Below are 23,795 nucleotides of genomic sequence, written 5' to 3'. Positions count from 1 at the left end.
GGCTAGGGCCGTACCTCGAGCACCCCCATCATCCCCCGGTCCTCGTGCTCGACGATGTGGCAATGGTAGACGGTGATCCCACCGAAGTCGCGTAGGGGCACCGCGATTCGTACGGTCTCGTTCGGGCGCAGGTTCACGGTGTCCTTCCAGGCCCGGTAGGGTGCCGGCTGGCCGTCCCGCGAGAGCACCTGGAAGGGGTAGGTGTGTAGGTGGAAGGGGTGGTCCATTTCGGTCTCGTTGACGAGCTCCCAGACCTCGATCGTCCCCAGCTTGGCCTGGATGTCCACCCGGCCGGGGTCAAACATCCGGCCGTTGATGAAGAACTCGGCCTGCATCATGCGCTCGCCCAGCACCAGGCGGCGGGTGGCAGCGGCCTTGGCGGGATCGAGGCGTTCGATGGGGGCCAGCGAGGTGGGCAGGGGCATGGGCTTGGGGTTGGCTGGGGCCACGATGGTGAGGAGGGTCTCGAGGCGGGTGGCTCCCATGCCCATCAGGGAGCCCATCGTCCCCGTGTCGCCCATCCCCCCCATGCCGCCGTGGTCCATCGTTCCCATCCCCTGGCCCATGCCCTGATCGCCCATCACGCTGTGCATGCCCCCGTGCATCCTCATCGCCCCGCGGTCGTAGGGGAGGGCCTGCAGCCGGTAGGTGCCGGGCCGGCTCAGGCGCACGAGCACCTCGGCCCGCTCACCGGGGGCCAGCAGGAGCTCGGTGAGCTCGACGGGCTTCTCGAGGAAGCCGCCATCGGTGGCGATGAGGTAGAGGGGCTGATTTTCCAACGCCAGCCGGTAGTAGCGGGCGTTACTGGCGTTTAGGAGCCGCAGGCGCAGGGTGGCTTTCTGCGCACGCAGGGTCGGGCGCACGGCACCGTTGACGGTGAGCAGGCTGCCCTCCCGGCCGTTCATCCAGTCCATTTGTGTCCAGGCGGGGATCCGGTCGCCGGAGAAAACCCAGTCCTTGAGCACCAGGAGGTATTCCTCGGCCTCCTTCAACTCGGGCAGGGCGTCGAGCGGCCCCTCCACCACCAGCAGGCCGGCCAGCCCCGCGTAGAGCTGTGCGGCCACCCGGCCATGGACGTGGGGGTGGTACCAGTAAGTCCCCGCCGAGCCCTTGGGGATCCTGAACTCATAAAGGCGGCTCTCACCAGGCTGGACCAGGGCCATCGAGTCGTCCACGCTAGGGGGCACGTGCAAGCCGTGCAGGTGCAGGTTGGTAGGCTCGGGAAGGTTGTTGGTGAATTTCAGCCGCACCGTCTCGCCCTCGCGCACCCGCAGGGTGGGGCCGGGGAAGCCGCCGTAGGTCATCAGCCAGACAGGCTTGCCGCCCAGGATCAGGTGGCTTTGCTGGGCGGTGATCTGGACCTCCACCAGGCCATCGGTCCGGCGCACCTGGAGCGTGCGGGGCTGGGGAAAGGGGCTTTGAGCGAAGGCGGGGAGCCTCGAGAGCCCGTAGTTGCTCACCAAGCCCAGGACACCGTACTTCAGCAGTTCGCGTCGGTTCATAACACCTCCTGCTTTAGCCTGCGCCTGGAGTGTTAAGCCCGTGTAATAGGCAACTCCCGGCCACGGCTAGGGGCTCGCGGGCAGCCTGGGGCACGGGGCGGCATTCCTGATCCCGTGGCGGCAGGCGTCAGCGTAGGCCCTCATGGTGCCGTCGGGGTCAGCGATGGCCTGGCAGACCTCGGCACAGGCCTGGCAGACCGGGGCGTGCCGCCGGGAGTCCCACAACAAGAAGCTTTCGCCGTTTCGCAAATCTGCACGGGGTCTAATCATAATTGTCGTGTGGGCGGACTCCATGTCCCGGTCACCGCGCTGCGGGTAATGTCGAATAGGGGCGAGGCGTGCGTAGTGGCGCCGCCCGCGGGCCCCGATGCGAGCCTGGGCCGGGTTCATGCCGGTGGTGCCATGGATTAGGTGTTGGTTACTGTGCTGCATTGCTGGGCATCCTGAAATTCGCCGTTTCGGCCCTGATGCGACCGACAGTTCTGGACAGCGAGGGGCAGCGCTATCGTGCCGTTGAAGGAAGTTGCCCAGACATAACCGATTTTCTACTGATCTGAAAGCGCGGGCAGCGCGGTCACCTTTCTCTCCAGGCGGGGGGCCAGGTCACTTTGCCGAAGGAGAGGAGCGCCTGGAGGAGTTTGCCGAAAACGCCCGGGTTTCCCCGGCGGACCTGGAAGCCTTCCACCGGGCCTGGGGGATCTACGTGTTGCCGGCTAAGGTATTCCTAGATGCCAATTCCGGGCAAGGATCTGCCTGTTCTGGCTGTGGCGGGGGCGGCTTTGAGCCCCCTTTTCGCCTCCTCCCCCCACCCAGGGATGAGGAGGCTCCGCATCCCCGTCCAGTAGGCCACCTTTTCCTTGGGACGCCCCACCTGGAGGTAGCGGCGGATGGCCTACCACCTTAGGTGGTGGAGGAAGTCCCCCCGAACCCTTTCCACGGTGCTTCAGGCAAAAGGTTCCTTGGTCTTCCCAGAGAAGCCGTGCTCCTTGATCCAGAGGAGGGAGGCGTGGATGTCCTCTGATCCCACCATCCCCGCCTTCCCAGCTCCCCTGGCCCGGCATGGCGCATTTGCCTTCTGAATGGCGGACTTCTCTACTATATTTGGGCCTACTTACTGCGGGTAAGTGTAGCAAGCGTATTCTAACCGGGCGTTTAAGGTCCTTGTAAGGGGGTGATGTCTAACGTAAGAAGCGGAGGTGAAGGTATGCTCCTGTCTTTCCGGTTGGTTTTGGTTGGCTTTGGCCTTGTCCTTCTGCTCGCTGCTTGCGCTGGACAGTTGGGGGGTGGAGGCGGTAACGGCGGTGGTGGAGGAAGTAACGGCGGGGGCGGTGGGAGTGGTGGAGGTACTTCCTCCCAGCTCACCCTGGAGTCGGTAAGGCTCACCGCTTACGAGGTCTATCAAGGCCAAGATCTAACCCTTACGCTTACGCTGTCCTCGCAGGACGGTTTTCAGGGTGAAGTGGAAGTAGAGGTGCTGGAAAACGGCCAGCGCGTTACTTGGCTTAGACCCTCCTCCAGCCAGCAAACCATCTCCGTTCCATCCAATGGTGAAGAAACGATGACGCTTAACGTTACGGTTTCCTCCAACGCGCCCTCCGGTGCCCACGATCTAAGCGTGAAGGTGGCGTATGGCAACAGCGCTACACAAAAAAGTGTTCCTCTCACCGTCTGGACCACGCACCAACCGACGGTGAACCCCGACCTTTTGCGCGTCGTGTACAAAGGGGGTCGATTCCTGGCTTTGAGCGCGTTTGCGGGGGGGGAGCCACGGCAGGACATTTGGGTCTCGTCCGACGGGGAGCAATGGACTAGGGGATCCGTTGGGACGCTGCGTACGATGGCTCCGGAACCTACATCGCCGTGGGACCTGCTGGCCGCATCTATACGTCCACGAATGGGGTAACGTGGACTAACCTCCAGCCTCCCTCGGGCGCGTTTTACCCCTATAGCGTGATTTACGCCCAGGGAAAGTGGGTGTTCGGCTCAGATCACGGCGTCTATTACTACGACGGAAACACTTGGACGAGACAGCCCATTTATGGGCTAAGGCACGGGTACCGCGTAGCGTATGGCAACGGGCGCTTTGTTGTGGCGGGGGTTGGGTTCGGAGATTTGGGGGACGGGGTAGTCGTCTTTGCCTCCGAAAACAGAACGGATTGGACATTAACTCACTACCGCCCTGACCCCTACTCCTCCACGGCCTACGTGGGAGACCTCTTCTACGATGCCGAGAGAGGCCGTTTCCTCGTTGTTGGGGGCACGGAAGGGAACAATCAAACTGTATTTGTGCTAGAATCTCAGGATGGCACGCAATGGCAGGTCTACGGCGACGGGGCAGGCAGGGACCAAAGGGCCGTGGGCATCGCTTGTGGCGGGGATACGTGCTTTTTCCAAGTCAGCTACAAGGGGATTCTCAGGGCGTCCTCTCCGAATATTCGGGAAGCTTCCGTAGTGGTCGGTGAACCCACGGATATCTTTGGCCTGACTTACGGAAACGGCAAGTTCGTGGGCGTCGGCAAAGTGATTGTCTCGCGTTCCCCTTAAGAGGGGTAGCTTCACCCCGCGACGCATCTGGGTGCAAGGGCGGGGATCCTTGTGCATGTGGGCTCTGCAACCCTTGCAACGTCATGCCTCCCGCCCTTGCCAACGTTTTCTCCGATGAAACCCGCGTGGACGTGCCGGTGGGCTAAGCTGCAGCCCGCTTGTACCCGTGAGCCACTAATGAACAACCTGTAAGGTAAGTGTTTCATACCCTCATCCAAGCTGGAGGCGGAGTCCTTTCTACCTGCCCATGTGCTGCGGTTTATGTGTAGACCCAGGCGGTGCCTCGGACCAGAGGGCGCCGGATTGGACACACGAGCCAGGATCCTCCGCTGACCGCTTCTCTTGCGGGGGTACGAGCGGTATTCCTTGGTTGGGAGGTTGGGAGGGAAGAGGCTCTTCCTGCTCACCTACTTTAGGTGGTGCGCCTCGACCCCGTCTACTCCCTCGGCCAAACAACGAGCCCCGTGTAGGGGTAAGCCGGGGAAAACCTGCTGGCCTGCCTCTAGCAGGCAGGCCAGCTAACACGTCCCTTACGTCAGCGCCTTCAAGCGCACGGTACGTTTCTCGCGCGCCGCTTTGAGCGCTAGGGTGTTACGCCAACGCTATAGGGACCAGCGCACACGAATCGGCCGTTGCCGAAAACGATGGAGCGAAATTCTAGAAAACTCCTGTTGTCGAAATCCCGCGTGAGAGGTTCCCAGGGGTTGTGGCTGTCGTTTCCCCATTTCCGGAGAATGACTGGCCAGCTGTACCATTCTCCGCCGATGTAGCCGTCGAAGACCCCGACCGCGAGGTAAACGTCGCGCTGCTCATCGTAGGCCACACTGTAAAGGTCGCCGTAGACTGAGTAACCTGTAAGGCCGCTTTCCTCGAGGGTCCAGGTCTCCACATTAGACGGGTCTGACGCTACAATCGTTCCTCTGTCGCCGACGGCAACGAAGCGCTGGTTGGTGTAGATGATGGCGTTTAAATTCTCCCCTGCGCCCGTGTCAACCGTCGTCCAGGTATCACCCCTATCGGAGGAGATCCATAAAAATCCATCCTCAGAAGCGCCTAAGAGCGTGCCTGCCCCATAGGCAAGGGCGTAGAAGTCATTTTCAGTAGGGCCGTAAGGTTGTTTTACGTCCCAACGCTCTCCGTCTTCCGAGACCAGCACTAGCCCTCCTAGTCCCACCGCCACAAAGCGGTTATCCGCATAAACGACGTCCGTCAGGTCCCACTCGCTGGATGCCCCAGCTACCTGGCCGGGGAACCACTCCTGTGCGTCTTCGGAGTAGTAGAGGGCGCCGTCCCTCCCGACGGCCACATACCGGTTCGACCCGTAAGCCAAAGCTGTTATCACACCTGGAATGGATTGGTCATGCAAGGTCCAAGATATTCCGTCTGGGGATGAGGCGATTCTGGTAATACGGGGTCCCTCTAGGAGGAGATAGAACCGATTGTTGACGTGCCGGATCGCTATAGGATCCTGGCCTGGATTGAATGCAGTTTCCCAGTTGCGGCCATCTGTTGACACCAAGACATCCCCATATTGGGTTAACACCAAAAACTTGCCGTTAACGTACGCAACGAAGTCAACCGTTGCCTGCGTGGGCACAGGGATGGTTTCCCAGTTCTCTCCATCCGGCGATAGGACCACAGTTCCTGGCGTCCCGCCCCCTATGACGAAAGTGCCACGGCCAAACGCCACTGTGGAAAAGATGTTCACCGGAGCGTTCGCCCTACTCCAACTAGCACCCCCGTCTTCAGAGAGGAAGAGACCGCCTCGGCCGTTTGTCACAAACCTCCCGTTTCCAAACGCAACGGAGAAGCGGTCATCGGCGCCGTTTGCCTGAGCAGTCGTCCAGTTTACCCCGTCCTGCGAATAAACGATGACTCCATTCCGACCCACCGCAACAAAGCTCCCGCCACCGTAGGCCACATCAGCCAGGTTAGAGGTGGTGGGGGAGCTACGGCGTTCCCAGTTTTCTCCATCAACGGAACTGTAAATCGCACCCTCAGACCCCACAGCTACAAAAAGCCCACTCTCTTCCCCGTAAGCGACACCGGACAACCACGACGGCGCTGACGGGAGATACGTTCGGTTCCAATTCAGCCCATCAGAGGAGGTGTAAAGGCCACGCCCCACCGCAACGAGAAGCCCCCTCCCGAACGCCACGTCGGAAAGTTCCTCGTTTGCGTTCAACTGGGTTACATGCCACATGAGGCCATTCGGTGAGATTAAGGCGGAAGAGCCTTCCACCGCCACGTAGCAGCCCCCAGCAAAAATTATGGCTTCTGGAGCGTAGCTGAAGGCAACTTTCCACGTTTCGCCGGGATTCCCAGCAGTAGGGGAGCAAGCAAGAACGCCGCCTCCCCCGTTGCCGCCTCCCCCGTTGCCCCCGCCGCCATTTCCCTGATCGGGACTACCTTGCATAGCACAACCAGCCACTAGAAGAATGAGAGCCACGCCTAACAGGAGCCACGCTTTTTTCACGGCTCACCTCCGCATGGGGAATTCAAGCATCCCCATACTTCACTCTCCCAAAGGGGCCTTACAAATCCCTTAACGGGGGTTTCACCACCTCCCGAGACTTCCTGCTCAGGGGTGCGCTGCCGCTTGTGCACGCCTGTAGGCCCTTGTTAGCTAGCCTTCCCGCTCGTCGCTAGAGCTTCGGTAGGGGAAAGGCATTGAAACCAATGCCCCTATACATACGTGAAGGACACAAGCCGGAGCGTGAAGTACAGGCTTGTGTTCGGAGTGGCCGTTCGCTTGTTTGTAGGTTAAAAGTACGTCTCCTAGAAGCCATGACATGGCCAAGGCGATAGGGGCCTCGAGGCTCTGTGCGACAGCGCTTTCCAGATGCGCGGGGGTTGATTCCCTAAAGGAAGAGACTGCGGGGTCCGAGGATTGGGCCTTCCGTAGGTTGGGACCCGGAGACGACCCGTCGGCTAGCCAGCACCCTGACATCCCGTTTAAGAACCCCCCACGACCTCTTGTCTCGGCTTTAGTGAGCCGTGAAGAAACGCTATCCTCCCGTGGCCAAAGGCTCCACGAGTGCCAAAAGAGGGCGTTAATAGCCATAATAACACCGATGATTGTCTAAAAAACCTGGGCGCTCCTGTAAATGTTCGCGAAAGGTATCTTTCGCGAATAATTTGTACCCCCAAGGGGCCTACTTCTTCGTCCTCTTTCTTTGGAAAACCATCGGCATCAAAAGCCCCAATAATCCTGTTATCTTCCCCATCCCCTATTGCTCTTACTCCCCTGGAATGGGCCCACTCCCCTCCGGGGAAGTGCGCGGGCAATTGCAGGACCTCGCTCTACGGCTTCGCATCCTCGGGGCCCACCACCTTCCCCCTGGCCTCGAGGCGGTGCGGGCCCTGTTGCTCGCCGAGGGCGAATCCTAAGGCGGGTCAAGGGGTTCTTCCTTCGGCCAGGTGGAACGGGCGGTCCCTTGAAACCGCGAAGCCCCTGCCGGGGGCCGGGGATACCTGGCGCGCCGCGTTGCCGAGTCTGAGGGATGTGGCCTACGGCAACGGCCATTACGTGGCTCTGGGGGAGCCTGGCGCCATCCTTGTTTCCACCGATGGGAGGGAACCGGAAAGCCGAGCGGTGGACCCGGGTGGTGGACCGCCAAAGGATCCAGACTGATCGCCTCGTAGATGTGACCTACCGCGCGGGACGGTTTATGGCAGTGGGAGGGGATAGGGCCATCCTGGTCTCTCCCCCTCCCTCCTAGGCCTTGGGGGGTGGGCGGTCTTGCCTGAAAGCTTGGTTTCGGGAAGGAGACCCCTAAAAGGAATTTCCGCAAACCGAGAAACCATGGGTCCGATATACTGGAACGGTGGAACTGGCCAAGCTCAGCCGAAAGGGCCAACTCTCCATTCCCAAGCGCCTCCTCAGGGCCATGGGCGTGGAGGGGGAAGCTTACTTCCTGGTGGAGCTTGCCCCCGAAGGGGGGCTCCTCTTGCGCCCTGCCGGGGTCTACCCTCTGGAGGTGTACGCGGAAGGGCGCCTCCAGGAGCTCCTGGCAGAGGATGCCCTTACGGAAGAGGAGCGGGCCCGCCTTGCCGCCATCCCCCGCTAAGCTCCGCCGCCTTTTTCTGGACGCCAACGTCCTCTTCGCCGCCTGTTGGCAGTCGGGACGGGCGCGGGCCCTTTCGGAGCTGGCACCCAAGGTGGGCTTAGAGCTCCTCACCTCCGCCCACGCCTTGGAGGAGGCCCAGCGCAACCTGGAGGCGAAACGGCTGGAGGCCCTGGAGTACCTTCAGGTCCTTCGAGAAAGCGTGCGGCTGGTTCCTGAGGCTCCTTGGGGCTTGGTGCAAAGGGCCTTGGCGAAAGACCTTCCCTTGGAGAATGCACCCATCCTGGCGGCCGCCTGGAGCGCAGGAGCGGATGCCCTGGTGACCGGTGACCGACGTCATTTCGGGCACCTTATGGGCAAAAAGGTGGGTACGGTCTGGGTCCTTTCCCTCGGGGAAGCCTTGGGGTTGGTCCTGGACCTCCTGGAGAGCCAGGGGTGAGGGGGGCTTTTGGACGAGGGGTTTGCGGGGTCCCGAAGGCCGGGAAGTTTCCCCTGGCCCACAGTCTGGCCGGGGAGGAAAGGGGAAGCTTGGGGCATGGCAAGACCCCTCCGCCTGGCGGTCTTCCTACTCCTGGCGGGCTTGGCCTGCGGCCAGGGGTTGGGCGAACCCTTGGGGGCGGACTGGACCGCCACCTCCGAAGAACCCCAGGCGACCAGGACGGCGCCCGGCCCGCTCGGGGAAAGACCTCCCTTGGAGGGCCGCCTTGGGCCCATGCCCGAGGGCTACCAAGGGTCTGCCCTTTCCGTGAGGCTTCTCCTTTGGAGCGTGCCCTGGTCCTTCGCCGGGGCCCTGGGGGGCTCGTGGCCGCCGACCCTGTTTGGCGGGGCTTCTGGCTCACCAACGCCCTCTGGGCCTCCGTGGACGGGGGCATCGCCCTGGTGGGGCTCCTGTCACCGGAGCCGGACAGGGCTTGGCTCCGGGACATCCTCTACCTCAACGCCGCCTTGGACCTCCTCTACATCGCGGGGGGATTGTGGCTGGCCTCCAAGGGGGAGGCGCGGCTTCAGGGGGCAGGATGGGCTGTCGTTCTGCACGGGGGGGTGGCTTCTCCTCTTTGACCTGTACCACGCCGTGACCCTGGGGGAGTAGGGCTGAGCCTCGAGGCCGGCCGGAGGAGCGAAAGGGGCTGGGCATACTTCCAAGCCGCTAGCTACCGGTCACGGTGGTGTTTCGGAAGGCAACATCTACCTCGCCGTTTTGTACCGCTTGGAAGCGGACCCGGGCGTCCAAGGGCATATAGCCCACCTTCTTGTCGGGGTCTCCAAAGAGGGCGGTGAATACGGAGAGACCCAAACATCTCCTCTCCCCCACCGCCCTCGAGGCCTCCAAGCACTGGAATGCCCCCACCCCCCTGGACCCGGAGGCCCTCCACGCTTGGCTCTGGGGGCTCCTCGGGGAAGAGGAGTTCGCCCCGGCGGGGGTCAACCCCTTGCTGGAGCACAAGGGCTACAGCCCCGAGGCGGTGTGGCGCCTCCTGCGCGACAAGGGGCTGGCCCAGCCCGACCCCTCGGGTTTCTGGCGCCTAAGGCCACCCCGGGAGGCGGGGCGCGCCCTTCACGGAAGGGCCCCGTTGGATGAGGGCGTGGCCCGTGTTCCAGACCCAGGGGTTCCGGCTCTGGAGCCCGAGGAGGAGGAGGGCGAGGAGGAGGGCCATGAGCCTCGGCCGGTAGCCGAGGACGAAGAGGAGGGAGAGAGCCCCGATGGCCCCAAAGAGGAGGAGGTTCCAAGCCTCGGAGCCGAAGAAGAGGGGCACGTCCACCTTGGAGACCTCCAGGACCTCGTGCCTACGGAAAAGCCCCCTCTCCGAGAAAAAGGCTTCGTACCACCGGGCTAGGAAAAGCCAGTCCGCAAAAAGAGTACCGCCCAGGATCAGGCGGGACAGGGTGAGCCCCAGGGGGGAAAGGCCGAAGAGGGACCCGTAAAGGTAGCCGAGCCAGGCCCGGGGTTTCGCCCGCCAGGAGGTCACGGCAGGTTCTTGAGAAGCTCCTTCGCCCGGTTAACCTCCTCGGGCTTCAACCGTTTCTCCCATTCGGGGACCAGGGACTGGGCCAGGGGGTGGCTGTCAAGTGCTCCAACGAGGAGGTAGGCGAAGCCCAGGGCCCGCTCCCCGGGCACCACCCCTTCCAGGATGCAGAGGCCGTAGATGGTGCCGAGGCCCGAAAACAACTCGGCCCTTTCCTTCGCCATCCCACAGGCCCGGGGGCGGTCTTGGGGTACACCCCCCTGGCCGAAGTAGAGAGCGGCAGCCCAGACGGTGGTTGATACGGGGTCAAAGCCCACAAACGGCTTGGCGAGTTCCAGGGCCCGCTTCTGGTTCGGGGGGCCACCCAACCCGAAGAAGAGGTCATAGGCCAGGAAGCTCCGGGCGAGGTAATAGCCCTTCGCCGCGGCCTGCTCCCAGTACTCCCGCGCCTTCTGGGGGTTCCTGGGAAGCTTTGGGTGGTCGAAAAAGGCGAGGTAGCGGGCGAGCGCATTGAGGGCCACCGGGTCTCCCGACTCCGCGGCCTCCTGGATGAGGCGGATCCCGCGGTCTAGGTCTTGCTTCAAACCACCCTGGCCGGCGCCGAGAAAGAGGCCATACACCGCCTTTCCACCGGGGTAGCCCCTATCCATGCTCTGCTTGGCGTACTGGAAGCCCTTCTGTAGGTCCCTCGGCACGCCCAAGCCGTTGATATAGAGAGCGGCTAGGGCCCAGCTGGCCCAACCGCTCCCCCTACCATGGGCCCACTCGAAGTACTGGCGGGCTTTCTCTAGGTCCCTCGGGTAGGCGATCCCGTTGAGGTAAAGCATCCCCAGGGCCACGCCAGCCTCGGAATCGCCCGCCTGGTAGGCCTGCACGAGGCGGCTATAGGCCTCGTGGTTGCCGTTCTCCACCGCGGCCACGAGGTCCCAGCCCTCTTGGGGAGAAAGGGCCCAAGCGGGAGTGGAACCGAGCAACAACAGGAACAGTGCGACTAAACCCCTCATGGCTCCACCTCGGAAAAATTATAACCCAAACCACCACTTGCCCCATCCTCTCTACCAGGAGCTGGATCTCTTCCGCCGGGGCGGAGGGGGCCAGTTTGGGAGAAAACCGTCCTGGGCTCCCCTTGAATCCACCGAGGAGGGGCCTCCGTAGCTTTGGCGACAACGTCCGGGGGTACGTTCAATGTATTCTTTCTGCGACTTGGTGGAGAAAGGGGGTATTTGAAGGCTTTGCGTACCATCGGAGCCTATGCGACGCGGATGCGCCTGCGGCTAGGCCCGGTAGCACGTCTGCGAGTTCCTTCCCGGTTTGAAAACCGGGGGATTGCAGCTCCCCAACACTCCTTGAAGTAGCGGGGTTGGAGCTTCCCCCTGGCCTCGAGGCCTCCGCGAATGCGAAATGCGGGGCTCATCGGGTGAAGAGGGGGGCCTCGAGGAGGAAGGTCGGAAACTGGCAGAAGTCCGCCAAAGGTGCTCGGAGACGGCGCTGCTTACCCTCGCATACCGCCTCGCCTTAACACAAGCTCTGGCAAACTCCTGCCAGGGGAAAAGGAAGAGGGGGAAACACTCCCGGATGGCGGGCATGTGGTCTCCTGGTCCGCCTGGATGCCGAAGGCTGCGATCCCGTGGCGGGATCTAGAGGGGACCCTTTGGGGACGTCGGTCCGTGGCGCAGGATGGGTCCCTGGTTGAGGCTTTGGGTTCCGGATAGGCTCACCTGAGAAGGGTTGGAGAGTGGGAACCTCCTCCAGCGTAATCTGAAACCGTAAGCCCGCTTCCCCCCTAAGCGAAATTCTTCCTGGACCCCACCGCTAGCCTCATCCCCGCCTAGGAGGAGAGGCTTCTTTGGTTCCGGTATGCCCTCCTTTTCGGGGAGTTCTGCGGGCCATGGTCTGGGGAACACCTCCCCCAGGGTACGCGAAGGAGGTGGCGGACCAGGCCCTCGCTCGGGATAGCGTCTACGCCATGGCCTTGTAAGGACTCGGGCCTGGTGCTCCGGGTGTGCTGAGCGCCTATCCCTTTTTCCTACCCCTTTCCTTTGTTAGCCCTTCCCCACCCCTCCCCCACCTTTCCTTCCCTCCTTCCCGTTTTCCCAACTCTTCTCCGCACCGCTCTCCACGCCATTCCCGCATCCCGAGTACCTTCCCACAAGGGTTAGAAGGCGCGGGTGGGGGTGGGGGGAGGGTGTATCATGGTAGGGAAGATGACGGAGGATCGGTTAGGCTTGGAGCCCTGGGACTTCCCCGAGGAAAGGAAGCGGCTCGTGGGGGAGGCCCTGGAGCGGTGGGACGAAGGCGTCCTGGAGGAGGGCGTCTGGGCTTTCCTGGTCCGCACCCGCAAGAAGCCCGACCGGGAAGTGCCCCCCCTGGTCCGGTTCTTCGTCCGTTGGCTCGCCCTCCAGGGTAGGAGGTGGCCCGCCCTGGAGGCGGGGGATATCCGCGCCTACCTCCTCTGGATCAAGGAGCACGGCTTCCCCGGGGGGACCAAGGGGCCTTTGGCCTGGAACACCGTGGAAAGGGCCCGGGGGGCCTTGGGCCACCTTTTCCGCTTCCTGGAGTGGGCCGGGCATCCCATGCCCCCCCACGTGGAGTACCCTCCCCGCTTCACCCCCTACGTCCAAAGCCGAAAGCCCCTCACCGAGGCGGAGTGGGCCCGGCTATGGGCCCTGGCGGAAACCTACACCCCCGCCTACTGGCGTCCCCTCCTCCAGGTCCTCCTGGTCCTGGTGGGGGAGGTGGGGCTCACGGCCAAGGAGGTGGTGGGCCTGTGGCGGGCGGACCTCCAGGGGGAGAGGCTACTGGTGCGGGGGGAGCGGCTTAGGGAGGTCCCCCTCTCCCCCTTGGCCCGGCAGGTGTTGGAGGCGTGGCTCCCCTTGCGGGACTACCTGGCGAGCCACCAGCCCCTCCCCTACCCCCAGCTCCTCCTCTCCCCGGGGCCCCGGAAGGGCAAGGGGAAGCCCTTGAGCTACGACGACGCCAAGTGGCTCCTCAAGGAGCTTGCCCGCCTGGCGGGGATGGACGCCAAGCAGGACCGGGCCCGGGGGGACCTCCTCCACCGCCTAAGGTGGCGGGCCATCCGCAACTACCTCCAGGCGGGGCATCCCAAGGAGAAGGTGGCCTACTGGACGGGGATGCGGAGCCTCCTCATCCCCGGGTGGGGGGAGGGGTAGGGGTCGCGAGACAACCTCTACCGACGCCTTCCCTTGAGGCCGTCTTCGCAATCGTGAAGGCACCTCTACGGAAGTTCCTTACTTCTGCCTGAAGGCATGGCAAACTGCGGCACCCTCATCCCCATTCCCTCTGGGGGCACCCTAGGCGCTGTCCATATAAAACTCCAGAGGCTCCGGACGGCCCAACAGATATCCCTGGGCCAATGGATAGCCCGCCTCAAGGAGCCAGGTCCGCTGGGCTTCCGTCTCCACACCTTCCGCCACCACCAGGAGCCCGAGCTCCTGGGTCAGGCTCAGGATGCTCCTCAAGGCCACCTCCGCCTTAGGGTCCTTACCTATCCCCCAGGTAAAGGCCCGATCCACCTTCACCACGGAAAAAGGAAAACGTATCAGGCTTCTGAGAGAGGCGAAGCCTTGACCGAAGTCATCCAAGGCTAGGCCGAAACCCATCGCCTTTATGCGTTCGAGCACCTGCTCAGCCTTGGCATCGGCCAGCGTATACTCCGTGACCTCTAACCGAAGCCGCCTTCCCCTCAAGGCTTCCAGCGCCGCAAGAAGTCTCTCGTCATGGAGAGTCCTGGCGGAAACGTTGACATGAAGGCAGGTGCCCAGTTCGGGCCAGGCTACGATTTCCCGAAGTACGTAAAGGTCCAGCTCGACCACCAACCCCGTTTCCTCCGCCAGGGGGATGAACTCCGAAGCGGGCACGAACTCGCCTTTCCGGGGCCAGCGCAGAAGAAGCTCTAGCGCCAAGGTTCTCCCCGTAGGCACATCCACGATAGGCTGGGCGAAAAGCCGCAACCCTCTCTCGCGCAAAGCTGCCTCTAGACCGCTTAAGATATCCTGCCGCCGCCGGTGGGCTTCCTCCATCACCGGGTTGAAGAAGGCCAAACCCCCTTCCCGCTTGGCCCGGCGTAAGGCCAAATCTGCCCGGCGGAGCAAGCTCGACATGTCTTGGCCATCTTCAGGAGCGAAAACCGCGCTCACTGCACCACCCAACCGCACCGCCTCGTTAGCCACGTAAACGGGCTCATTCAAGGCCTCCTTCAGCCGCTGGTAAAATTCGACGGCCCGTACAGGCTCCACGGGGAGGATAAATAGAAGCTCGACCTCGCCGGTACGATAAAGCTTGCCCTCTGGAGGAAGGAGGGTTTGGAAGCGCCCCGCCAAAATGCGCAACACCTCGTCCCCGGCAGCGCGACCATGGGTTTGGTTGATCTCGCTTACGCCTTCGAGCTCTAAAAGGAAAAAGCCAAGGGGTCCCCTAACCTTCGCATGCTCCATCTCCAAGAAGGTTCTGTTGGGCAGGCCCGTCACCGGATCGTGCAGGCTCAGCCATCGTGACAGGACCTGTGCCTCTTCCCACTCCAAGACCCCTTGAATCTCCACAGCGAGAAAGCGCAACGCCTCCTCTACCTCCGGGGCCATGCGCCAGCGGTACGACCCTACCACGAGAAACCCGCGGGTCTCACCCCCCCTCTCCAAGCGCACGTACACCGCGTCTTTCAGGGTCCCCAGGCCATTCACCACCAGGGCACGGGTTTCCTCGGGTAAGCGCATCGCCAGCCTCTCCAACTCGAGCTGGGACAAGGTCCCATATTGGGACAAGTGGGCCAAAGCCTCCGGAGGTAGAACCCATTCCTTCCATCGGGGATCCCACTCGCCCACCAGTTCCGCGAAGGAGAAAAGCCCATCTTTGCCCTTCAGCAACAAGGCGGCCATTTCGGCACCCGGCACCGCCTCAAGAACCTCGCGCAAAAGCCCCCGGAGCCCATGGGCCTGCACCCCCTCCCGCAACAAGCCCTCGAGGTAGGACCGCATCGCCCCTTGGAGGCGAGAAAGCATGTACTCCCGGGTTATTTCCCGCCCGGTCGAAGCAAAGGCGATCACCTGTCCTTGGTCATCCCGGATTGGGGTAAGGATCTTGTGTTCCACCAGAATCCGGCCCGTCTTGCTACGGTTCCAAAATACCCCTTGAAAGATCTCTCCCCGGCGTAGGGTCTCCCAAAGCTCCTGGTAGAAGGTCTGGGGGTTCTTCCCTGACTTAAAGAGGCGAGGATTCTGCCCAAGGAGTTCTTCCAAGGTGTACCCCGTCCGGCGGCACGCCGCTGGATTTGCGTAAAAGATCCTACCCTCCAGGTCCGTTAGGAAGATGCTTTCCGGGACCTCCTCTACCACCTGGGCAAGGAGGTGCACCTTGGCCTCTATTCTGAAGCGCTCCAGCCCTCGGCTGACCAGCTGGGCCAAAGTCCGCAACAAGGAAAGTTCCTCTGCATCAAACGCGTCCGATTCCGGCGCGTAAACGTTTAGGGCACCCCAAACCCGGTTCTCCACTCTGAGCGGCAACGCCGCACTGGAAGCAAAGCCAAAGGCCTGGGCCCGGTTTCGCCACGGGCCGTAGCGAGGGTCCCCCTCCACATCCCTTAAGACTTGACTTTCCCCACTTCGGATGGCGCGGCCCGTGGGGCCTTGGCCCTCCGGGGTTTCATCCCAGCGTACCAAGAGGCCCTCCAGGTAACCCACTGCCCCTGCCCCCTCATACACCCGCACCTGGCCCCCAGGCAACGCCTCCCCCACCCAGGCCAGTAGATATCCCTCGTCCACTAGCAGGCTGCACACTTCCTGAAGAAAAGCCCTTTCGTCCGAGGCCTGCCACAGGGCCAAAGCCGCCCGGCGCACGACCCTAGCCGCCCGCTCCGCCCGCTCACGCAAAACCGCCAAGGCCAGCAGGCCCGCCGCCGTTTCCAGCAGGGCTGCCTCCTCCGCCGAGAGCAACCTCCCTGGTGGCAGGTATAGGGTAAGCACCCCCAAGACCCGCTCCCCCACCTTCAAAGGGTAGATAGCGTGGCCATGCGGCGGCATGCCGGGATAGCGGATTTCGTGAGCCTCGCCAACCTCCTGGACCACAAGCGCTTTGCCCGAAAGCCCCACCCTTCCGCACAGGCACCGCCCTAACGGAACCCGAGCACACAGGCGCTGCAACGGCTCATCCAGGTAGCGCCCTACCACCAAGCGCAAGCCTTGTCCCTGGCGCAGAAAGATAGCCCCTTTGCCTTCCAGGGACATCCAGGGAAGATCCAAGAGAGCGCTCAAGAAAGCGTCAAGCCTTTGAAGAAACGGCGCATCGGTTAAGAGAAGTTTCATAAGATGAAGAGTCGCATTTGTCCGGCGGGGCATCGGTCCAACCCGAATTATATACTTCCCCAACGCCCCTTTCTTAAAGCGCTACCACCTTCCGCATCCTGAAACGACGCAGCGGCCAGCGCCCAAGCTCCGGCAGCAGCCGTCGCCCGGCGTGGCACCGGGGCCCTTGCTGCCCCACCCGCCCTCGCGCTCGCGGCTTCTCCCAAGAGCAACCACCGCCCTTTATCGGTTTCGCCCGAGTACCCCTGGTGTCCTAGCCGGCCCAGCCCACAGCACTCCAATCCACAAAAAAGTGCCCAAGGGAGGCCGGGGAGGCTGGCCACAGCGCCCTTCCCACCCCATCCTGCGGAACCGTATGCCGAAGCCGACTGGCGCAATTTCCCGGTTTCCCCCGGAGCGGACAATCCCGAGGCGTCCTCTTCTTGGGGGAATGGGATATTGCCCCTTTTAGGGCCCAGCCAAGGCGAGCAATACTTGTGTGCATATTCCCCCTTTTCGGATATTCACCTGCGTACTCACCTCACGCCACCGCCCGCAACACCCGGGTGATGGGCAGACCCGCCTGCCCAAGAAGCTGGGCCACCACGCTCCAGGCCATCACCCAAGCTTCCACTTGCAGGGCCACCGCCTTCAGCCCCCGTACCCTCCCCACCGCCCCCACCAGCCCCATCGGCCCCTTCAGCAGACCAAAGACCGTCTCCAGCTCCCACCGCCGCCCCAAAAGCCTCCGGTACGCACCTCTCCCCCGCCGCCGCAGGTTCAAAAGCCGCCCCCTCCCCTTTGGCCTTCCCCGTCTCCGGTTATGCCCCGTCACCAGAAGCATCCCTCGCCTCCTCGTCAACCGAAAGTTGGCTTCCCCCTCGTAGGCCGCGTCCGCCACCACCACGGGGGGCTTCTCCCCAGGAAACCTCTCCACCCCCCAGAGCATCCCCCGCCCCACCGGGGAGTCGTGCCATGAGGCCGGGGTCACCCGTAGGGCCAGCACCTCCCCCGTGTCCAGGTCCACGAGGAGGTGGAGCTTGTACCCATAAACCCAGCCCCCATCCGAGCCCACGCCCCAAGCCGCCTCCCCATCCGACCTCTGGGCGGGGAGAAGGGTGGCGTCCATGGCCAGCACCCGCCTCCCCCGGCCCACCCGCTTCCCTCCCCGCAGGAGGGGCCAGGGTAGCTTCCGGCTCCGCTCGCTGAGGGTGGCAGAGGAGGGAACGCGCTCTAGACCGAGGCGCTTGCGGAGCCTAGGGTTGCGGGCCAGTTCCCGGCGCATGCGTTCGCTGGAGAAGCCCAGGAGGGCGCGGACCAGGTGGAAGAGAAAGAGGCTGAGGTCGGAGAAGGTCCTGGGCCTGCCGGGTTTTCTCTCCCCTTCTGGCAAGCGGGCTTGGAGCCATGCCTGGAGCAGGGGGACCAGTTCCTCCAGGGGCAGGGGTAGGATGGAAGGGGGCGTCTGGTGTTCTTCCACAGCTCACCAAGCGCCCCCTTTTCCTTTGGCTTGTCAAGGGGGTATGCATTGAATATCCGAAAGGGGGGTTGTGTGCATATTCCAAAACACTTCATGGCGATTGCTTTTCGCTTTCTTGCACTTTCCGAAGGCTTTTGGCAACAATATGCGGGATGCCCAGGAGCTCCTTCCACCTACCCCTCAGGGCACTCAAAGCCCTCTATGCCCATCCCCTGGGGTTACGCCCCACAGAGCTGGCGAAAAGCCTGAGCGTGAGCCCCCGCTCCCTCGCCAAGGCGCTAGAAGCCCTACGGGTGGAAGGCTTCGCCGCCCGGGACCCCCTGACCGGGCGGTGGGTTCTCCGCTACCCCCATCCCTTCATCCCCATACCCGAAGCCCCCGACGACCCCTTCTTCTACCAGGAACTGGCGCATGAGGCTTTTTCCCGCACTGGTCTCCGGGCTTACGTCCTCACGGTGCGTCCTTGGGGGCTCCACGTGGAGGCGACCTCGGGCAACCGTGGCCAGCGCCTCTGGCCCTTCCGCGATGAACGGCGCCCCGTGACGGGCCACGCCCACGCCTCCGCCGGGGGGAAGGCCATCCTGGCCTTCCTGCGGGAGGAGGCCCTCCGGGCCCACCTCCAGCGCTTTCCCCCGAAACCCCTCACCCCACGTACCCTCTCCACCGTGGCCGCCGTGCAAGCGGACCTGGGCCAGGTGCGCCAGCTGGGCTTCGCCCGGGCGCGTGGGGAAGCGATCCCGGACCGTTGTGGCCTGGCCGTACCCCTGCGCGCCGCCACGGGGGAAGCCTTCGCCGCTTTGGGCCTTTCCCTCCCCATGGGGGATCCCTGTGTGTTTGAAGCCCCCGAAGCGCCCAAAGCGTGTCGTGCCTGCCGGGCCTTGGCCCCGGCGCTAAAGGAGGTGGTGGCGGAGCTATGGCCATCTTCGGCAGCCTGAAGGACATGCCTTTCCCCGACCTGGTGGGGATGCTGGGCCGAAGGAGTGGGGTGCTGGAGGTGTTCCACCTACCAGGCCGCAAGGTGGGCTACACCATCGCCCTAGATGGGGGAAAGGTCCTCTGGGTGCGGGAAGGGACCAAGGTCCTGGACCCCGTCCAGGCCCGTTCCGTTCTGCAGGAACTCTTCCGGGCGGAAGAGGGGGCCTTCGAGTTCGCCCAAGGTACCCCGCCCCCGCCGCCCAACGGCCAGGCCCTGGGCTGGCCCCTGGAGCGGATCCTCCTCACCACCACCACCGTGGTGGACGAACTCGCCGCCTACCGGCCCCACCTGCCCGACCCCAAGACCCGGTTCCAGGCGGTGGCCCTGGAGGTCTGGCTGGAAGAACCCCTCTGGTCCTTCTGGGAGCGGGCCAGGCCCCTCTTGGCCCAAGGAGCCTCCGCCGAGGACCTCGGCCATCGGCTGGGGCTCCCGGTGGAAGAGGTGGCCTACTACCTGCACAAGCTTCGCCTGGCGGGCAAGGTGGCCCCGGTGCGGGCCTACCAGGAAACCCGGCCGGACGAGGAGAAGCGGGGCCTCCTCCGGCGGCTTCTGGCCTCGCTCATGGGGAGGCGGGGATGAGGGGGAAACCCCTAAAGCTCCTCGTCTCCGGTCCCGTGGGCGCCGGGAAGACCACCTTCATCCAGTCCCTCTCCGAGATCCCCGTGGTGGAAACGGACGAGTGGGCCTCGGAAGAGATCGGCAAGGAGCGGACCACCGTGGCCATGGACTTCGGCCTACTCACCCTGGACGGCGTGCCCATCTACCTCTTCGGCACCCCGGGCCAGGAGCGTTTCGACTTCATGTGGGACGTCCTGGTGGAGGGGGCCTTGGGGTTGGTGGTCCTGGTGCCGGGGGATAGCCCCAGGGACTTTCCCAAAGCCCGCCACATCCTGGAGTACCTGACCTCGCGCCACCCCGTCCCCTTCGTGGTGGGGGTGACGCGGCAGGACCTTCCCAAAGTGTGGACCCCCGGGGAGGTGGCCGACTACTTCGGCCTCCCCCCTGAGCACGTGGTGGGGATGAACGCCACGAGCCCCACCAGCGCCACTTTGGCCCTCATCCGCATCCTGGAGCTGGTGACGGGGGAAAGGTGGCAGGGGGTTTGGTGAGCTTAAGGAGGAGGTGGGAATGGACAAGGACAACGGGTTTTTCCAAGGGTTGGCCCAGCGGGTTCTGGCCGAGATGCCCCCGGAGGACCGCTTCTCCCAGGCGGACGCCGAGGCCCTCGCCCGGCACAAGGGGGCGTTGCTCGCCCTAGGGGATGAGCTGGTGCGGGCCTTCTACGACACCCTCTTCGCCCATCCCCCCACGGCCAGGGTCTTCCGGGAGGGGGAAAGGCCCGAGCGGGAGGAAACCCTGAGGCGCTGGTGGCGGCGGACGGTGGAGGGTCCCTTTGACCTGGACTACTGGGCCTGGCAAGCGTACGTGGGTTTGGTACATCTCAAGCGGGATGTGTCCAACCCCATGATGCTGGGCCACGCCGCCTTCGTGGCCCGGTTCGTGGCGGACCGCCTGCCCGAGGCGGCCCCATCGGTCAACCGCCTCATGGCCACCGTGGCCGCCCTCATCGCCGAGGGCTACAAGGAGGTTTACCTAAAAGCAGCCCGGGAGATCACGGGCCAGAGCAAGGAACTCTTGGAGCGGAGCGTGCGCATCGCGGTGGAGGGGATGGGATGATCAAGAACCTGTTCGCCCTAACCCCAGAGGAACGCGCGGCCTACCTTCGGCAGATGGCCGAGCTCATGGGGGTCCTCTCGGACTGGGAGCTTCTCGCTTCGGTCCGGGAACAGGTGGAGCCCTACTTCCCGGTGGTCGCCGGCCGCATCGCCGAGCGCCTCCGCCACCATCCCCTGACCCAGCAAATCCAGGACGTGACCCAGGCCCTCACCGCCATCGCCCAGGTCTACTTCGCGCGGCCTACCTTGGACGCGGAGTACCTGGAAAGGCGCGCGCGGGCCGGTAGGGCTTACCTGGAAGCGGGCTTCAGCACCGGCACCTTGGTGGCGGGGATTTACGGCCTCTGGGTGGACGAGTGGACCCGCGTCTTCAGCGAGCTATTCCACGAGGACCCGGGCCTTTTGGCCCGGTTGAACCGGGCCCTGGCCCTGGTTTCCTTGTACAACCTCGCCATCGTCGCCCAACAGTACACCTACGAAAGCGAGCTCCAAGCACGGGAACTGGAGGAACGTCTCCTGGCCAAGTTCCTTAAGGCCACGGGGATTAGCCGAGAGCTGTACGAGCAGATGGCCAAAACGGCCGGAGAGGAGTAGAGCATGAGCCGTCACGAAGAACTGCAAGGGGTGGTGCGTTCGTTGAGGCAAGCGGTACCGGAGCTTACCGGGGCCATGGTGGCCTCCACGGATGGCCTTTCCCTGGCCACGGACCTCCCAGAAGCGGAGGCCGCCCGGGCGGCGGCCATGGCGGCCACGGCCCTGGGCTTGGGGAAGCGCATCGCCCAGACCTCAGCCCTTGGCGGTCTGGAGGAAGTGGTGGTGCGGGGCCGGGAAGGCTACCTCGTGGTCTACGCCGCCGGGGAAAAGGGGGTGCTGGCGGTCACCGCCCCCATGGGGGCCAACCTGGGCCTCATCCACCTGGAAGCCCGCCAGGCGGCGAGCCGGATCGCCCAAATCCTGGGCTAGGAGGTGAACCATGACCAAGATGCTGGAAATCGCCAAGGAAGCGTTGGCGCAGATGCCGCCCGAAACCCGCTTCCGTCCGGAGGACGCGGCGGTGATCGCCCGTCACAAGGACACCCTCCTCTCTTGGACGGAGGAGCTGGTGGGGGCCTTCTACGACACCCTCTTCGCCCATCCCCCCACGGCCAGGGTCTTCCGGGAGGGGGAAAGGCCCGACCGGGAGGAAACCCTGAGGCGCTGGTGGCAACGGACGGTGCAGGGGCCCCTGGACGAGGGGTACTTCGCCTGGATGGCCAAGGTGGGCCTGGTGCACGTGGTGCGGGGGGTGGAAAACCCCATGATGCTGGCCATGGCCTCCTTCGTGGCCGCCTTCGTGGAGCACAAGACCCATGAGGGCGGGCACCCCGAGGCGGATCCCCTAACGGAGGCCTTCTACCGGCTGAGCATGGCGGTGGGAGCGGTGATCACCCACGGGTACGACCGCTACCGGGCCCTCGCCCTTTACAACGTGGCCGGCATGGAGCCCGCCCTCCTGGAGCGCCTCACCGTGGAGGAGGCGCGGGAGATGCTGGAGGCCATCCGCAAAGAAGGGGCATGACCCGCCTCCTCCCGCCCCATGTGCTCCAAAGCGTCTTGGAGCAACTGGCCGAGAGCGTCCTGATCACCGACGCCACGGGGCGCATCGTCTACGTGAACGGCGCCTTCGAGCGCCTCACGGGGTACGGGCGGGAGGAGGTGCTGGGGAAAAACCCTCGCTTTCTCAAGTCAGGCCACCATCCCCTGGAGTTCTACCGGCGCTTTTGGGAGGAGATCCTATCGGGACACCCCTTTCGGGGTGTCTTTGTCAACCGCCGCAAGGATGGAACCCTCTACACGGAGGAAAAGGTGGTCACCCCCATCCGGGGCCCCAGCGGCGCCGTGGAGTACCTGGTGGCCACCAGCCGCGACGTCACCGAGGAGATGGCCCTCCGGGCCCGGCTGGAGGCGCTTTCCACCCTGGATCCCTTGACTGGTCTCCTGAACCGAAGGGCTTTCGCCGAGCGGGTGAAGAAGGACATCCTTTACGCAAGGAGCCGCCGGGCCCTGGCCTACCTGGACCTGGACGGCTTCAAAACGGTGAACGACACCTTGGGGCACGCGGCGGGGGACGAGGTGCTGGCCCAGTTGGCCCGGAACCTGAAGGGTGCTCTTCCCCAGGCGGTGGTGGGAAGGCTGGGAGGGGACGAGTTTGCCGCCTGGTACCCCGCCGACGATCTCGGGGAGGCCAAAGCCAAGGCCGCGCTCCTGCTCCGGGCGGCATCCGTAGAGGTGTCGGTTCACGGCCAGCCCGTGCGCCTGGAGGCGAGCCTGGGCTTGGTCCTCTTCCCGGACCATGGGGTGAGCCTGCAGGAGCTATTGCGGCGGGCCGACCTGGCCATGTACCGGGCGAAGCTCTTCCGGCTAAAGGAACCCGAGGCCTTTACCCCAGACCTGGATGGCCTCACGCCGCAAGCCCTGGCGCTGGAAGCGGAGTTTCATCACGCCTTAACCACGGGCCAGAGCCAGCTTTTCCTGCAGGGGATCCTCAACTTAAAGGAGGACCGGCTGGAGGACGCCGAGGTGCTGTTCCGGTTGCGGCGCCCCGAAGGCTACGTCAACCCCCTGCCCCAGATGGACCTGTCCCGCCGGGCCCTCAACGAGGTCTTGGATCGCTTTGTTCTGCAGGAACTCCAACGGCTCCAGTCCACCCATCCTGGCCTCACGGTCTGGGTGAACGTGACCCCGTGGTCCTTAGGGGACACCAGCTTTCTAAACCTGGCGGAACGCCTGATCCATCAAGGCCTTGACCCCGGGCGGGCGGTGATCGAGGTCAGCGAGCGCACCGCTACCCACCAGCTGGGGCGCATCGCCCCTGCCTTGTGGCGGCTTAAAGGCCTCGGCTTCCGCCTAGCCTTGGACGACTTTGGCACGGGGGCCACGGGTCTCGGACACCTCCGCCAGCTCCCTCTAGACCTCCTGAAGGTGGGGAGGGAGCTCTTGAGCCCCCCGGGGCCGGGAGGTTCCCCCTCCCGGGCGCTCCTCGGCCACCTGGTGGGGATGGCCCACGACCTAGGCCTGAAGGTGGTGCTGGAAGGGGTCGAAACCCCAGAGCAACTGGCCTTGGCCCGGGAGCTCAGGGCGGATTTCGCCCAAGGATTCCACATTCACCGGCCCGAAGCGCACCCCCTCCTTCCCCGACGCTGGCTAGAAAAGGGGGAAAGCCAGGTCGGCGACGGATCCAAAGAGGACTAGAGCAAGAGATGGGCCCGGGTAGAATGGCCGCTTGGCCAGAGGGGGTCTGGCCATCTCCCACCCCT

Annotated in this window: 19 protein-coding genes and 1 pseudogene; 13 read left to right on the top strand and 7 right to left on the bottom strand. The window is 64.0% G+C overall.

Annotated features, from left to right (window positions below; translation table 11 throughout):
• Positions 1-2 precede the first annotated feature (2 nt).
• Complete coding sequence (locus tag A0O31_RS11840) at positions 3-1,502, bottom strand: multicopper oxidase family protein (protein ID WP_071678142.1); 1,500 nt, start codon at positions 1,500-1,502, stop codon at positions 3-5.
• A gap of 1,950 nt (positions 1,503-3,452) precedes the next feature.
• Between A0O31_RS11840 and A0O31_RS11820 the strand changes: the two genes are divergently transcribed.
• Positions 3,453-4,046: a hypothetical protein gene (locus A0O31_RS11820; RefSeq protein ID WP_152024482.1), complete on the top strand. Its 594-nt coding sequence runs from the start codon at positions 3,453-3,455 to the stop codon at positions 4,044-4,046.
• Positions 4,047-4,629: 583 nt separating this feature from the next.
• On the opposite strand, the gene A0O31_RS12810 is transcribed toward A0O31_RS11820, so the two are convergent.
• Positions 4,630-6,522, bottom strand: coding sequence for a sialidase family protein (locus tag A0O31_RS12810; protein WP_152024481.1), 1,893 nt, complete (start codon positions 6,520-6,522; stop codon positions 4,630-4,632).
• Positions 6,523-7,873: 1,351 nt separating this feature from the next.
• Here A0O31_RS12810 and A0O31_RS11805 point away from each other — a divergent pair.
• The 3 genes from A0O31_RS11805 (at position 7,874) to A0O31_RS11795 (ending at position 9,172) form a co-directional block, all read left to right on the top strand.
• Positions 7,874-8,116 (top strand): AbrB/MazE/SpoVT family DNA-binding domain-containing protein, encoded by a 243-nt coding sequence (locus tag A0O31_RS11805; protein ID WP_071678136.1) that lies wholly within the window; start codon positions 7,874-7,876, stop codon positions 8,114-8,116.
• On the top strand, positions 8,067-8,552 hold the full coding sequence (locus tag A0O31_RS11800; RefSeq protein WP_071678135.1) for a PIN domain-containing protein: 486 nt from the start codon (positions 8,067-8,069) through the stop codon (positions 8,550-8,552). Before A0O31_RS11805 ends, A0O31_RS11800 begins: the two co-directional genes overlap by 50 nt.
• A 320-nt stretch (positions 8,553-8,872) precedes the next feature.
• Positions 8,873-9,172: a DUF6992 family protein gene (locus A0O31_RS11795; protein ID WP_084720348.1), complete on the top strand. Its 300-nt coding sequence runs from the start codon at positions 8,873-8,875 to the stop codon at positions 9,170-9,172.
• A 464-nt stretch (positions 9,173-9,636) separates the two neighbouring features.
• Here the strand turns inward: A0O31_RS11795 and A0O31_RS11785 are convergent, their stop codons facing one another.
• Together A0O31_RS11785 and A0O31_RS12805 are read right to left on the bottom strand one after the other, a co-directional pair.
• On the bottom strand, positions 9,637-10,080 hold the full coding sequence (locus A0O31_RS11785) for a hypothetical protein (protein ID WP_071678133.1): 444 nt from the start codon (positions 10,078-10,080) through the stop codon (positions 9,637-9,639).
• Positions 10,077-10,997 (bottom strand): tetratricopeptide repeat protein, encoded by a 921-nt coding sequence (locus A0O31_RS12805; protein ID WP_237259055.1) that lies wholly within the window; start codon positions 10,995-10,997, stop codon positions 10,077-10,079. Before A0O31_RS12805 ends, A0O31_RS11785 begins: the two co-directional genes overlap by 4 nt.
• A gap of 1,284 nt (positions 10,998-12,281) precedes the next feature.
• Here A0O31_RS12805 and A0O31_RS11775 point away from each other — a divergent pair.
• Positions 12,282-13,247 carry a site-specific integrase gene (locus A0O31_RS11775; protein WP_237259054.1) on the top strand — a complete coding sequence of 322 codons (966 nt, stop codon included), beginning with the start codon at positions 12,282-12,284 and terminating at the stop codon, positions 13,245-13,247.
• 141 nt (positions 13,248-13,388) lie between these two features.
• Here the strand turns inward: A0O31_RS11775 and A0O31_RS13285 are convergent, their stop codons facing one another.
• The 3 genes and pseudogenes from A0O31_RS13285 to A0O31_RS11765 form a co-directional block, all read right to left on the bottom strand.
• Positions 13,389-15,044: a putative bifunctional diguanylate cyclase/phosphodiesterase gene (locus tag A0O31_RS13285; RefSeq protein WP_237259079.1), complete on the bottom strand. Its 1,656-nt coding sequence runs from the start codon at positions 15,042-15,044 to the stop codon at positions 13,389-13,391.
• A gap of 54 nt (positions 15,045-15,098) precedes the next feature.
• Positions 15,099-16,313: pseudogene (locus tag A0O31_RS13280) on the bottom strand (GAF domain-containing protein); the annotation flags it as partial.
• A gap of 598 nt (positions 16,314-16,911) precedes the next feature.
• On the bottom strand, positions 16,912-17,847 hold the full coding sequence (locus A0O31_RS11765) for a transposase (protein ID WP_071676838.1): 936 nt from the start codon (positions 17,845-17,847) through the stop codon (positions 16,912-16,914).
• A gap of 152 nt (positions 17,848-17,999) precedes the next feature.
• Here A0O31_RS11765 and A0O31_RS11760 point away from each other — a divergent pair, with 152 nt between their 5' ends.
• From A0O31_RS11760 to A0O31_RS11725, 8 genes are read left to right on the top strand one after another with little or no spacing between them, the layout of a single operon-like run.
• Positions 18,000-18,782, top strand: coding sequence for an IclR family transcriptional regulator domain-containing protein (locus A0O31_RS11760; RefSeq protein ID WP_071678129.1), 783 nt, complete (start codon positions 18,000-18,002; stop codon positions 18,780-18,782).
• Positions 18,761-19,402 (top strand): DUF4388 domain-containing protein, encoded by a 642-nt coding sequence (locus A0O31_RS11755; RefSeq protein WP_071678128.1) that lies wholly within the window; start codon positions 18,761-18,763, stop codon positions 19,400-19,402. The genes A0O31_RS11760 and A0O31_RS11755 overlap by 22 nt, the downstream gene beginning before the upstream one ends.
• On the top strand, positions 19,399-19,932 hold the full coding sequence (locus tag A0O31_RS11750) for a GTP-binding protein (RefSeq protein ID WP_071678127.1): 534 nt from the start codon (positions 19,399-19,401) through the stop codon (positions 19,930-19,932). Before A0O31_RS11755 ends, A0O31_RS11750 begins: the two co-directional genes overlap by 4 nt.
• 19 nt (positions 19,933-19,951) lie before the next feature.
• Positions 19,952-20,500: a protoglobin domain-containing protein gene (locus tag A0O31_RS11745; protein ID WP_071678126.1), complete on the top strand. Its 549-nt coding sequence runs from the start codon at positions 19,952-19,954 to the stop codon at positions 20,498-20,500.
• Entirely contained in the window at positions 20,497-21,093 is a 597-nt protein-coding gene (locus A0O31_RS11740; protein WP_071678125.1) for a protoglobin domain-containing protein, read from the top strand. Before A0O31_RS11745 ends, A0O31_RS11740 begins: the two co-directional genes overlap by 4 nt.
• Positions 21,094-21,096: 3 nt before the next feature.
• Entirely contained in the window at positions 21,097-21,462 is a 366-nt protein-coding gene (locus tag A0O31_RS11735; RefSeq protein WP_071678124.1) for a roadblock/LC7 domain-containing protein, read from the top strand.
• 10 nt (positions 21,463-21,472) lie between these two features.
• Entirely contained in the window at positions 21,473-22,057 is a 585-nt protein-coding gene (locus A0O31_RS11730) for a protoglobin domain-containing protein (RefSeq protein WP_071678123.1), read from the top strand.
• On the top strand, positions 22,054-23,730 hold the full coding sequence (locus A0O31_RS11725; protein ID WP_071678122.1) for a putative bifunctional diguanylate cyclase/phosphodiesterase: 1,677 nt from the start codon (positions 22,054-22,056) through the stop codon (positions 23,728-23,730). The genes A0O31_RS11730 and A0O31_RS11725 overlap by 4 nt, the downstream gene beginning before the upstream one ends.
• The last annotated feature ends 65 nt before the right edge of the window (positions 23,731-23,795 follow it).

This window comes from Thermus brockianus, from assembly GCF_001880325.1.
In the GTDB taxonomy this organism is placed as follows: Bacteria; Deinococcota; Deinococci; order Deinococcales; family Thermaceae; genus Thermus; species Thermus brockianus.
The sequence above is the reverse complement of the archived record's forward strand: the minus strand, read 5'-3'. Positions and strand labels throughout refer to the sequence as shown.